The sequence below is a fragment of the Collimonas sp. genome (assembly GCF_035566375.1).
GTDB lineage: Bacteria > Pseudomonadota > Gammaproteobacteria > Burkholderiales > Burkholderiaceae_D > Collimonas.
Map to the genome: position 1 here is coordinate 69,375 of NZ_DATMRK010000051.1, position 12,324 is coordinate 81,698.

At 58.4% G+C, this 12,324-nt stretch carries 12 protein-coding genes; 3 read left to right on the forward strand and 9 right to left on the reverse strand.

Going from position 1 to position 12,324, the window contains the following annotated elements; genetic code table 11:
* Positions 1 to 106 precede the first annotated feature (106 nt).
* Genes VNZ60_RS16990 through VNZ60_RS17000 form a run of 3 tightly spaced genes read right to left on the reverse strand, consistent with a single transcriptional unit; the run spans position 107 to position 1,922 of the window.
* Entirely contained in the window at positions 107 to 985 is an 879-nt protein-coding gene (locus VNZ60_RS16990; RefSeq protein WP_325661155.1) for a DMT family transporter, read from the reverse strand.
* Positions 986 to 1,008: 23 nt separating this feature from the next.
* On the reverse strand, positions 1,009 to 1,602 hold the full coding sequence (locus VNZ60_RS16995; RefSeq protein ID WP_325661314.1) for a LysE family translocator: 594 nt from the start codon (positions 1,600 to 1,602) through the stop codon (positions 1,009 to 1,011).
* Positions 1,602 to 1,922: a DUF2917 domain-containing protein gene (locus VNZ60_RS17000; protein WP_325661157.1), complete on the reverse strand. Its 321-nt coding sequence runs from the start codon at positions 1,920 to 1,922 to the stop codon at positions 1,602 to 1,604. The genes VNZ60_RS16995 and VNZ60_RS17000 overlap by 1 nt, the downstream gene beginning before the upstream one ends.
* 137 nt (positions 1,923 to 2,059) lie before the next feature.
* Here VNZ60_RS17000 and VNZ60_RS17005 point away from each other — a divergent pair, with 137 nt between their 5' ends.
* Entirely contained in the window at positions 2,060 to 3,526 is a 1,467-nt protein-coding gene (locus VNZ60_RS17005; protein ID WP_414648874.1) for an aminotransferase-like domain-containing protein, read from the forward strand.
* Between the two features lie 157 nt (positions 3,527 to 3,683).
* On the forward strand, positions 3,684 to 5,597 hold the full coding sequence (gene htpG / locus VNZ60_RS17010; RefSeq protein WP_325661159.1) for a molecular chaperone HtpG: 1,914 nt from the start codon (positions 3,684 to 3,686) through the stop codon (positions 5,595 to 5,597).
* A 97-nt stretch (positions 5,598 to 5,694) separates the two neighbouring features.
* Here htpG and VNZ60_RS17015 read toward each other — a convergent pair whose 3' ends face one another.
* Both VNZ60_RS17015 and kbl read right to left on the reverse strand, forming a co-directional pair.
* Positions 5,695 to 6,648, reverse strand: a complete 954-nt coding sequence (locus VNZ60_RS17015) for an NAD-dependent epimerase/dehydratase family protein (protein ID WP_325661161.1) — start codon at positions 6,646 to 6,648, stop codon at positions 5,695 to 5,697.
* 24 nt (positions 6,649 to 6,672) lie between these two features.
* Positions 6,673 to 7,908, reverse strand: a complete 1,236-nt coding sequence (kbl, locus tag VNZ60_RS17020; RefSeq protein WP_325661163.1) for a glycine C-acetyltransferase — start codon at positions 7,906 to 7,908, stop codon at positions 6,673 to 6,675.
* 92 nt (positions 7,909 to 8,000) lie between these two features.
* On the opposite strand from kbl, the gene VNZ60_RS17025 reads away from it, so the two are divergent.
* Positions 8,001 to 8,591, forward strand: a complete 591-nt coding sequence (locus VNZ60_RS17025) for a helix-turn-helix domain-containing protein (RefSeq protein ID WP_325661165.1) — start codon at positions 8,001 to 8,003, stop codon at positions 8,589 to 8,591.
* Between the two features lie 103 nt (positions 8,592 to 8,694).
* On the opposite strand, the gene VNZ60_RS17030 is transcribed toward VNZ60_RS17025, so the two are convergent.
* The 4 genes from VNZ60_RS17030 to VNZ60_RS17045 all read right to left on the reverse strand — a co-directional run bounded on the left by VNZ60_RS17030 (position 8,695) and on the right by VNZ60_RS17045 (position 12,232).
* Entirely contained in the window at positions 8,695 to 9,150 is a 456-nt protein-coding gene (locus VNZ60_RS17030; RefSeq protein WP_325661166.1) for an outer membrane lipoprotein, read from the reverse strand.
* 217 nt (positions 9,151 to 9,367) lie between these two features.
* Complete coding sequence (locus VNZ60_RS17035) at positions 9,368 to 10,117, reverse strand: SDR family oxidoreductase (protein WP_325661168.1); 750 nt, start codon at positions 10,115 to 10,117, stop codon at positions 9,368 to 9,370.
* A gap of 12 nt (positions 10,118 to 10,129) precedes the next feature.
* Complete coding sequence (locus tag VNZ60_RS17040; protein ID WP_325661170.1) at positions 10,130 to 11,377, reverse strand: phenylacetate--CoA ligase family protein; 1,248 nt, start codon at positions 11,375 to 11,377, stop codon at positions 10,130 to 10,132.
* A 51-nt stretch (positions 11,378 to 11,428) separates the two neighbouring features.
* The gene (locus tag VNZ60_RS17045) at positions 11,429 to 12,232 is read right to left on the reverse strand and encodes an ABC transporter ATP-binding protein (protein ID WP_325661172.1); all 804 of its coding nucleotides are present in this window, start codon (positions 12,230 to 12,232) and stop codon (positions 11,429 to 11,431) included.
* Positions 12,233 to 12,324: the final 92 nt, after the last annotated feature.

The window sequence follows — 12,324 nt, forward strand, 5'->3', positions numbered from 1 at the left end:
GGTTTGTCCCGGCCAATGAACGATTATCTCACTTACCGCCAAGTTTACGAAAGCCCGGCTTGATATTTTGCAATGCGGGTTAAGGCCTACTGACTAAGGCGTGTTGCTAGGCCGCCTGCCGCCGCACCGTCATCTTGCGGCCAAACGCCACCACCACCAGCACTGCCATTGCGAACAGCATATTGCTGCGGTTCAAGGTCTCGCCCAGCAACAACGCGGCCCCCAGCAATGTCAGGAACGGCTGCAATAGTTGCACCTGGCCAACCCGCGCAATGCCGCCCAGCGCCAGGCCCTTGTACCAAAAAAAGAAACCGATAAGCATCGAAAACAGCGATACGTAGGCAAATCCGAGCCATGCTCTGGGCGAAGCATTGACGCCGTAACGCCAGCCTAGCCAGATGGTTATAGGCAGCAAGACCGGCAAAGCCAATAACAAGGCCCAGGCAATGACTTGCTGCCCGCCCATGGTTTGCGACAAGCGCCCGCCTTCGGCGTAACCCATGGCGGCGGCTAACACCGCCGCCAGCAAGGCCAGGTCAGCCAGCGTCAAACCGCCGCCACCTTGGTTTAGTGCAAAAACAATAACGATGGCGCTGCCGGCTACGGCCGCAATCCAGAATCCGGCCGAAGGCCGTTCGCCAAACCGCAAGGCTCCAAACATGGCGGTCGCCAGGGGCAAGATGCCGAGCACGATGGCGCCGTGCGCCGCCGGGACATAGCGCATCGCTACCGAAGAAAACACAGGAAAGCCAATCACCACGCCCAAGGCAGTAACCGCCAGTGGTTTCCATTGCGCAGCGGTTGGCAGTGTCGCTTTCAGTTTCCACAGCAACAGCATGGAACAGAGCGCCGCCACCACAGCCCGGCCGAACGCCACAAACACCGGATTCAGTTCTGCCACCGCCATCCGGGTAAACGGCAGGGTCAGGCTGAATACAGCAACGCCGGCCAGTCCCAACCACATACCCTTGGATTCGTCCGTCATGTCATTTGTCTTTCGAGTAGTGATCAGAGCCAGATCGAAACCGCGGAATAGATAGTCAGCAACACCATCACCGTACAAAACACGCGCTGCCACAAGGGCTGCGCCAGATAGCGCCGCAACACCGAACCGGCGCCGGCCCAGACGCTCACGCACGGCAGGTTGATGACGCAGAACACCAGGCAATAGATGGCGATCGACAGCCAGATAGGCTGTAACGGCGGCAGAAATGCCGAAGCGCTGGTGATCGCCATGATCCAGGCTTTCGGGTTGGCGGCTTGAAATGCAGCCGCCCCCAGGAAAGTCATCGGCCTATGATTACCGCCGACCGCCGATTTGAAAGACATATGGCGCAGCTTCCAGGCCAGATACAGCAAATAGGCCGAGCCCAGGGTTTTCAGGATCACATGAATCGATGGCAAGGCCAGCACCAGGCCGCCTATGCCGGCGGCGCACAGCACCAGCATCACACCGAAACCGAAGGTAACGCCGAGCATGTGCGGGATGGTGCGGTTAAAGCCGAACATGATGCCGGACGAGGTCAGCATGATGTTGTTCGGCCCCGGTGTGATCGAGGAGACAAAGGCAAACACGGCCAGCGGCAGCAGAGAAGTCAACATCATGACACGCTGGTGGCTGGGTGGAAGCCAGGGTCGCGCAGGCGCGCCAGCAGCGCCCGCAGAATGCCCGGCGTACCGCGCTGCGGCAAGCCGCTCAGGCTGATGCGGCTGTTGCCTGGGTCGGACTCGACCACCACTACCCGCCCCGGCAACAAAGTCAGTGAACGGCCGGCGTGCAGCCAGTGATCTTCCGGCTGCCCCTCAAAAGTCACCCAGACACGGCCGCTGACCACCTTCAGGATCAACTGCTGTTCTGTGACGCCGGACAGCACGCTGCCGCCCGACAAGGTATGAGACTGTTGCTTGAATAGTGTTTGCATGGCGCACTCGCTTCCGGATTTGCAGCATTGAGGATTTAGGTCTATGCTAAGCCAATAAACCAATACAGTACCAGTACAGTTAAACAAGTAGTTCCTGACATTGTCCCGGCCAAACTACCAATACAGTACCCAACACAGTGACCAACACAATCCCTCCCCGCAAGCTGAGCAACAGCCAGCTGCCTTCCGCCGCGCAGACTCTGTCACGCGATAGCGATACCTCGCTGGTCGAGCAGATCGTGCGCAGTATCGAAACCCGCATCAGCGACCGCCTGCTGCGCACCGGCGCCCGCATGCCGTCGATCCGCCAGTTTGCCGACAGCCACAGCGTGTCGCGCTTCACGGTAGTGGAAGCCTACGACCGGCTGGTCGCCAAAGGCTGCCTGGAATCACGGCGCGGCTCGGGCTTTTATGTGCGCGAACGCTCGCCGCTGCTGAACGAGCGCGGCAGTAACCCCGCCAACGACAAACAACCGCAACTGATCGATGTGGTCTGGCTGGTGCGCAATATGCACCAGCAGGCGCCGAACAAGAAAATGCCGGGTTCGGGCATGTTTCCCAGCGAGTGGCTGGATGCCGACCTGATCGCCAACGCCCTGCGCAGCATCAGCCGGCAGAACCCGGCGCAACTGCTCTCCTACGGCATTCCGCAGGGCTTTTTGCCGTTGCGTCAGCAATTGCAGCTGAAGATGGCCGAACTGGAAATCGCCGCCACGCCAGAACAGTTCGTCACCACCACCGGCGTCACCCAGGCGCTGGACCTGGTGGCGCGCCACTTTACCCAGCCCGGCGACGTGATTCTGGTCGACGATCCATCCTGGTTCCTGATGTTCGCCTCGTTCGCCGCGCTGGGCGCCAAGGTGGTCGGCGTACCGCGCCTGGCCGATGGCCCCGACATGCTCAAGCTGGCGGAACTGGTGGCGCTGCACAAGCCCAAGCTGTATGTGCTGGTGTCGGTGCTGCACAATCCAACCTCGACCTCGCTTTCGGCAGCCAAGGCGTTCCAGATCCTCAAGCTGGCCGAAGAGCATGATTTCATGATTGTCGAAGACGACATCTATTGCGACATGCATCCCGGCTCGGCAATCCAGCCGGCGACTCGCATTGCTGCGCTAGACCAGCTTAATCGCGTGATCTACATGGGCGGCTTCTCGAAGACGTTGTCGCCCAACCTGCGCTCCGGCTTCATCGCCACTTCGCTGGAACTAGCCCAGCACTTTGCCGATCGTAAGATGCTGACCAACCTGACCAGCGCTGAAGTCGGCGAACGGGTAGTCTATAAAATCCTCTCCGAAGGCCACTACCGCAAGCATCTCGACCGCTTGCGCAACAAGCTCGACAGCGTGCGCGACCGCACCATCAGGCAGATGGAAAGGATAGGCATGACGGTCGACATCAGCACCCCGGCCGGCATCTTTGTCTGGGCCGATACCGGCCACGACACTAATGTGATGGCGGAAAAAGCCTTGGCCGAGGGCTTTTTGCTGGCGCCTGGCGCCTTGTTCTCGCCCAGCCAGCTGCCCTCCTCGCGGATGCGGGTCAACGTGGCAGCGATGTCGGATCCAGCCATCTGGCGCTTCCTCGAACAGGAATGTGGCAAATAAGGCAAGTTGAAAGGCCGCTGCCCGATCCGCTCTTGTAAAATCCGGATTACTCCCCATTTTTCGAACAATGCACAGCGCGAAAGCGGAGCCTGTCCGGCCGCTTTACCGACTTTTATCGTTTTCACATCACTTTTTCTACGTTTATATAGAGGAAACTATGGCCGTATCCGAAAAGCAAACCCTTGGTTTTCAGGCAGAAGTAAAGCAACTGCTGCAATTGATGATCCACTCGCTGTATTCGAACAAGGAAATTTTCCTGCGCGAGCTGGTTTCCAATGCATCCGACGCCGCCGACAAGCTGCGCTTTGAAGCGATCAACAACGGCGCCCTGTTCGAGAACGATCCGGAATTGAAAATCAAGGTCGGTTTCGACAAGGCCGCACGCACCATCACGATCTCGGACAACGGCATCGGCATGAGCCGCGATGAAGCCATCTCGCACCTGGGTACGATCGCCAAGTCCGGCACCAAGGAATTTTTCTCGAAACTGTCCGGCGACCAGCAAAAAGACGCCGCCCTGATCGGCCAGTTCGGTGTCGGTTTCTACTCCGCTTTCATCATTGCCGACAAGATCACGGTTGACACGCGCCGCGCTGGCGCCAACGCCACCGAAGGCGTGCGCTGGGAATCCACCGGCGCCGGCGATTTCAGCGTCGAAGCGATCGATAAGCCATCACGCGGCACCACCATCACCCTGCATCTGCGCGAAGGCGAAGACGAGTACCTGTCGGCCTGGAAACTGAAATCCATCATCCGCAAATATTCCGACCATATCTCGCTGCCGATCGTGATGCAGAAAGAAGAATGGGATGAAGAGAAAAAAGAAACCGTGGTCAAGGACGAGTTGGAAACCGTCAACCAGGCCAGTGCGCTGTGGGCACGCAACAAGTCGGACATCACGGAAGAGCAATACATCGAGTTCTACAAACACGTCTCGCACGATTTCGAAGCACCGCTGACCTACACCCACAACCGGGTTGAGGGCCGTAGCGAATACACGCAACTGCTGTACGTTCCAAGCCGCGCCCCGTTCGATCTGTGGGATCGCAACAAGCGCGGCGGCATCAAGCTGTACGTCAAGCGCGTCTTCATCATGGACGACGCCGAACAACTGATGCCGGTCTACCTGCGCTTCGTCAAGGGCGTGATCGATTCGAGCGATCTGCCATTGAATGTCTCGCGTGAAATCCTGCAGGAATCGCGCGATGTACGGGTGATCCGCGAAGGTTCGACCAAACGCGTGCTGGGCTTGCTGGAAGAATTGGCAAACAGCGACGACCAGGCGCAAAAGGACAAGTACGCCGCCTTCTGGAAAGAATTCGGCCAGGTCTTGAAAGAAGGCATAGGCGAAGACGCGACCAACAAGGAAAGAATCGCCAAGCTGTTGCGCTTTGCCTCAACCAATAACGACGGCGACGCACAGACCGTCTCCTTCGCCGACTATATCGGCCGCATGAAAGAAGGCCAGGACAAGATCTATTACGCCACCGGCGAAACCTTTGCCGCGGCCAAGAACAGCCCGCACCTGGAAATTTTCCGCAAGAAAGGCGTTGAAGTACTGCTGCTGACCGATCGCGTCGATGAATGGATGCTGTCTTTCCTGCAGGATTTCGAAGGCAAGGAACTGGCGTCGGTGGCCAAGGGCGGCCTCGATCTCGGCACACTGGAAGACGAAGCAGAAAAGAAACAGCACGAAGAAACCGAAACCCAGTTCAAGGACCTGGTTGAAAAGATGAAGACGGCGCTGGCTGACAAAGCCAAGGATGTGCGCGTCACCTTCCGCCTGACCGATTCGCCAGCCTGTCTGGTGGCCGATGAAAACGAATTGTCGGGCAACCTGCTGCGCATGCTGAAAGCCGCCGGCCAGGAAGCACCTGACTCCAAGCCGATCCTGGAAATCAATCCGGATCATCCGCTGGTGCAACGCTTGAAGTACGAAGAAGCCAAGTTCGGCGACTGGTCGCACATCTTGTTCGATCAGGCGTTGCTGGCGGAAGGCGGAGCGTTGGCCGATCCGGCTGGCTTCGTCAAACGACTCAATGAAATGTTGTTGGGCATGACTGGCAAGTAAGCCAGGGGAAAATCGCCTTATCGCCCGTACGGGCAAAAACAAAGGGCTGGGAGACATGATTGTCTGCCAGCCCTTTTGCTTTAGCCGCGCCCTAACCTCAAGCAGCCTGTTCTTGCGTGATCGGCTTGCGAGCTGCCAGCATGTCGTCCACCATATCGGTCAAGCTATATGCATGCGACCAATGCCACTCCTGGCGCGCCTTGGAATCGTCAATCGAACGCGGCCATGCGTCGGCAATCGCCTGGCGGAAATCCGGCTTGTATGCAATTTGAAAGGCCGGATAATGCTGCTTGATGATCGCCGCCAGTTCATGCGGCGAAAAACTCCAGGCTGCGAGATTGTATGAACCAACAACCTTGAGCTGCTCCTTCGGCGCGCTCATCAATTCGATGGTCGCACGCACCGCGTCCGGCATGTACATCATCGGCAGCGTGCTGTCCGCACTCAGGAAACTGGTGTAGTCGTGGCCGGCGGCGGCAGCAAACAAGGCCTGGATCGCGTAATCGGTGGTGCCGCCGCCTGGTTCGGCAGAATAGCTGATCAAACCCGGATAGCGCAGGCTGCGAATATCCATGCCGTATTTTTCCGCATACCAGGAACACCAGTGCTCGCCCGCCAGCTTGGAGATGCCATAAACAGTCTTGGGATCCATGGCGCCGGTCTGCGGTGCATTGTCGCGCGGCGTCGAAGGGCCGAAGGCTGCAATCGAACTCGGCCAGAACACTTTTGACAGCTTGGCCTGGCGCGCTACTTCCAGCACATTCAGAAGGCCTGTCATGTTCAAATTCCAGGCCCACTCCGGATGCTCTTCACCTTTGGCCGACAAGGCCGCCGCCAAGTGATAGATTTCGCCGATGTCGTGCTGCTGCACTACCTCGGCCAAATGCCTGGCGTCGGTCACATCCAGTTTTTCGTAGGCCAGTTCCTGGTGCCGGCCGAGGGCTTGTATATCGCTCGCAACCACTTGCTGTGCGCCATGCAGCTTGACCAGCGCCGTCGTCAGCTCGGTGCCGATCTGGCCGTTGGCGCCAATTACCAATATTTTTTTCATCGCTTGTCTCTTCAATTCTTCTCTTCAGTTCGTTACCAAGCCGAGCTCTTCACCGGCTTGCCGGAAGATGCTCACTGCGCGCTGCAATGTCGCCTCATCATGGACCGCCGACATCTGCACCCGGATCCGCGCCTGCCCTTGCGGCACGACCGGATAGAAGAAACCAACCGCGTAGACGCCGAGTTCATACAAACGACGCGACAAATTCTGCGCAACCACGGCGTCGTACACCATCAACGGCACGATCGGATGGGTGCCCGGCTTGATCTCGAAGCCGGCTTCAGTGATGGCTTTGCGGAAATAGACGGTATTGCGTTCCAGGCGGTCGCGCAATTCGGTGGACGCCTCCAGCAGATTGAGTGCTTCGATGGAAGCGCCGACAATCGCCGGCATCAGGGTATTCGAAAACAGATAAGGCCTGGAGCGCTGCCGCAGCAAGTCGATCACTTCGCGCCGGCCGGCAGTGAAGCCGCCGCTGGCGCCGCCCAAGGCTTTGCCTAGCGTGCCGGTAATCACGTCGACCTTGCCGAAAATGCCGCGTGCTTCATGCGTGCCGCGGCCCCGCGCTCCCATGAAACCGGTGGCGTGACAATCGTCGACACCGAGCAATGCATCGTACTTGTCGCATAGTTGACGGATGACGTCGAGCTGCGCCACCGTGCCGTCCATCGAAAACACGCCGTCGGTAAACACCATGGCGAAACGGGCATTGTCGGCCCGCGCTTGCTTCAGGCAGCGCTCCAGATCCTCCATGTCGTTGTGGGCATAACGGTAGCGCTTGGCCTTGCATAAACGGACGCCGTCGATAATCGATGCGTGGTTGAGCGAATCGCTGATGATGGCGTCCTGCTCTCCCAGCAAGGGTTCGAACAAACCGCCATTGGCGTCGAATGCTGCCGCATACAGAATGCAGTCTTCGGTGCCCAGGAAGCTCGCCAGGCGCTGCTCCAGCTGGCGGTGGATGTCTTGCGTACCGCAAATGAAACGCACCGAACTCATGCCGAAACCATGGCTGTCCAGGGCGGCGTGTGCGGCTTTGATCAAGGCTGGATGGGAAGACAATCCGAGGTAATTGTTGGCGCACAAATTGATTAATTCGCCACTTTCGGTATTGATCTTGCCGCCTTGCGGGCCAAGGATGAGACGCTCGGACTTCAACAGGCCGGCGGCCTCGATCGCAGTCAGTTCATCGCGCAGGTGGGTGTAAAACCCGGGAGCGCCAGCGTTCGTAGTTGCATCTGTGCTTGCATCTTGTGTCATTGTCAGCCTCGATCTTATATAATATATTGTTCTAATTCGATATATCGAACACAAATTCCACGATAATGCACAAAAACGAGGTTGTCAACCAGATGAGCAGCAATTCAGGTAAAAATTTGGAGGACGCACCACCCAAGGTTGGCGATACCTTGGTGAAACTGCGCCAGGCTGACGGACTCTCGCTGGATGCCTTATCGAAACGCGCCGGCGTCTCCAAGTCCATGCTATCGCAAATCGAACGCAACCAGGCCAATCCGACAGTTGCCGTGGTCTGGCGCCTGGCGAATGCCTTGGGCGTGCCTATCTCGCTGCTGGTCGACGGCAATCAGCCGGTTGCGGCATCGATCGAAACCTTGCCTAGCCACGCCACCCCTTCGCTGCGCTCAAGAGACGGCCATTGCGTGCTGCGCATCCTCGGGCCGATCGAGCTGGCCGGCCAGTTTGAATGGTATGAACTGTCGGTGGAACCTGGCGGCTGCCTCGACTCGGAAGCGCACGAGCCGGCTTCGCGTGAACATCTGACGGTGCTGTCCGGTATATTGGAAGTCCAGAGCGGCAGCAATCTCACCAAGATAAAAGTCGGCGAAACGGCGCGCTATGCGGCAGACCGCCCCCATTACATCAAAAATGTCGGCAAGAATGCGGCTACCGCTTTGCTGGTGGTGATTCATAACGGGCAGTAAATCTACCCGCTAAACGCGGACAATAAAAAAGGCTGGAAGACAATCATGTCTTCCAGCCTTTTGCTTTTACCAGCGCTTGATAAAGCTATTAGTGCGCCAGCTATTAATGCGTGACCCGTGTAACGCCGCCCGATGACAGCAAGCGGACGCGGTCGCCGACATTGAAGCGTTCGTCAGCATCCTGGGTAATCGCGCGCAACTCGCCGTTATTCAGACGCACGGTAATTTCCAGCCCTGGACGCTGGTTCAGGTTACTTTCGACCTGGTTGCCCGCAATCCCGCCAAGTACCGCGCCAACCACGCCAGCCGCCAGCGAACCGTTACCCTTACCGATCAGCGAACCGGCAGCAACCCCACCGAGCGCACCGCCGGCCAAGGTGCCGGCAGCGTTGTCCCCGCGATTCTTGTCGATGGTGACCGGACGCACCGAATCAACCACCGCCATACGCACCGACTGCTCGCCCTGAGCCTGCCTGCTGGTATACACGTTTGCCGAATTCGGGGTCACGGCGCAACCGCCCAATGCCACCAGAGCAGCGACTACGATCAGTTTCTTCATTCTTATTAACTCCATCATAAATTGTTCTCACACTAAAATTGCCGCATAAAAATAAGCCACGAAGCGCACCAACAGAGGGGTTGCCGACCCAGCCTATTGCAGCATCATTGGATTGCACTTTCGCCAACACCGCGCATTTTATCAATTTTCGCAGGCAGCCGGGATTTCGTCAAAAGATCAGAGCCGGCGCTCCGCTTGCCTTTAGAACCGCGCCACATCAACGGCCGCCGGCAACATCGATAAATGCACCGGTCGAATACGACGCCTCGTCCGATACCAGCCACATGATCGCCCGCGCCACTTCCTCGGTGCTGCCGCCACGCTGCATCGGCACCGACGCTTTGACCCGATCGACCCGGCCCGGTTCCCCGCCGCTCGCATGAATATCGGTATAGATGACGCCGGGCCTGACGGCGTTGACGCGGATGCCCTGGTCGGCGACTTCCTTCGCCAAGCCAACCGTCATGGCGTCGATAGCTCCCTTGGATGCAGCGTAATCGACATATTCGCCCGGACCGCCCAGCTTGGCCGCCATCGACGACAGATTGACGATGGCGCCGCCGTGGCCGCCGAAGCGAGTCGACATGCGGCGCACCGCTTCACGCGCGCACAGGAAACTGCCGACGATATTGGTGGTAAACACGCGCTGCAAACGCGCCAGATCCATTTCATCAACGCGCATCTGCCGCTCCAGAATCCCGGCGTTGTTGACCAGGGCGGTCAGCGTGCCTAGTTGTTCATCCACGGTTTGAAACAGCTTTAACACGTCCGCCTCGACCGCAACATCGGCGGCCACCGCCAAAGCTTCGCCACCGGTTTTGCGGATCGCATCGACCACCAGTTCGGCGGCGCTGCGATTATGCACGTAATTGACACACACCGCATAACCACGGGCAGCGGCCAGATGGGCGGTAGCAGCGCCGATACCGCGGCTGGCGCCGGTAATCACGATCACTTGTTTCGACATCGGCTACTTCCCTCATTCGTATTTGCGTGCATCCTCGATAAGCTTGCCGTCATTCGGCAAACTGCCCGGCGCGACAAATAAAACCTCGCCGCGCAACTTAGTCACTTCGCGCAGACTAGTCGCAATCTGCTCAGCGGCATCGGCCGCCGCAGCCGCCAACTCGCAATGCAGCGTCATCACATCGTTCGCCATTGCACCGCTCACCACCAGCCGCGCTTTCAGAATCTGCGGATGACGTTTCAACACCTCTGCCAGCTGCGACGGATGAACGAACATGCCGCGCACCTTGGTCACCTGGTCGGCACGCCCCATCCAACCCTTGATGCGGGTATTGGTGCGGCCGCATGGCGAAACGCCCTCCAGCACCGCAGACAAATCGCCTGTAGCAAAACGTATCAAAGGATAATCCGGATTGAAAGAAGTCAGCACCACCTCGCCTACTTCGCCAACGGCGACCGGATCACCGCTGCCCGGCCGCACGATTTCCAGGATCAGATCCTCGTCCAGAATCATACCCGGATTGAGCTGGCCGTTGCTGAGTGATTCGTAAGCGATATTGCCGATATCGGCCGAGGCATACAATTGCAGCACGTGCGGCACGCCGTTATCCTGGAACCATTGGCGCAGCGACGGCGGCAAGGCCTCGGCGCTGAGCAGCGCCCGTTGCAGGGTGGCGATATCCGCTCCCATCTCACGCGCTTTTTCGATAATGATCTTGAGGAAAGACGGCGTGCCGACATAGGCGTCCGGACGCAAGGCCGACATTGCCTGCACCTGCAATTCAGTCTGCCCGCTGCCGGCCGGGATCACGGCGCAGCCAAGCTTGCTGGCCGCCCCTTCGACCATGAAGGCGGCCGGCGTGAAATGGTAGGCGAAGCAATTCTGGATCAGATGGCCGGCGCGCAATCCCAAGGCCCGCATCGGCCGTGCGAAGCGCCACCAGTCCTGGCTATATCCTTCTGGGTCGAAAATCGGCCCGGGCGAAACGTACAAGCGCCGCAGTTGCCGGTGCGGCGTCGTCGTCAAGCCGCCGAACGGCGGCTGCTGCGCCTGCAGATTGTACAAATCCGATTTGCGTGTGAGCGGCAATTGCGCCAGCGCGGCCCGGTCGCGGATCTCGGCGGCAGGTACGCCGTGCAGAATGCGCGCCCAGCCGGATGCACCCTGAGCCCGCGCAATCAGTTGCGGCAGGTTCGCCATCAGGTCCGCCTCACGTTGTTGCGGCAGACGTTGTTCTAGAGGATCGAGAATGTCAGACATGGCGTGGCCTGTATACGTGGGCGGGAAGCTGCTGATATAAAAACGAGAACGTCAGGCCAGCCAGCGCTTGCGGCGTCGATAAAATTTCATGTCGCGGAAATTCTTGCGGCCTGCAGCCGATACGCCTAAATAAAATTCTTTCACGTCTTCGTTGTTGGCCAACTCGCTGGCAGCACCCTCCATCACTACCCGGCCGTTTTCCAGGATGTAGCCGAAATCGGCGTAACGCAGCGCCACCATGGTGTTTTGTTCCGCCAGCAGGAAAGACACGTTTTCCCTGCGGTTCAAATCCTTGACGATCTCGAAAATCTCTTCCACCACTTGCGGCGCCAGGCCCATCGACGGTTCGTCCAGCAAAATCATCGATGGCTTGGCCATCATCGCCCTGCCGATCGCCGTCATCTGCTGTTCGCCGCCGGAGGTATACCCGGATTGCGATTTACGCCTTGTTTTCAGGCGCGGGAAATAATCGTAGATTTTCTCCAGGTCGTGTTTGACCTGGGTATTGCTGACGTTGCGGGTATAAGCCCCGGTCAAGAGATTTTCTTCCACCGTCAGATGGCCGAAACAATGACGCCCTTCCATCACCTGGATCACACCGCGCTTGACCAGATCGTTCGGCGTCAGGCGGTCGACCCGCTCGCCCTTGTATTCGATGCTGCCCTTGGTGACATCGCCACGTTCCGCCGACAGCAAATTGGAAATCGCCTTCAGGGTCGTGCTTTTGCCGGCGCCGTTAGCGCCCAACAAGGCAACGATCTTCCCTTCCGGCACCGCCAGCGACACCCCTTTGAGCACCAGGATGACGTGATCGTAAATCACTTCGATGTTGTTGATGTTGAGCGCTGTACCCATGCTTTCCTCTAGCTGACCTGGCCGTATACGGTGGCAAAAAACGGTGGCAAAAAACGGTGGCAAAAAACGTCGACACCCCGGCGAGCGCCGAC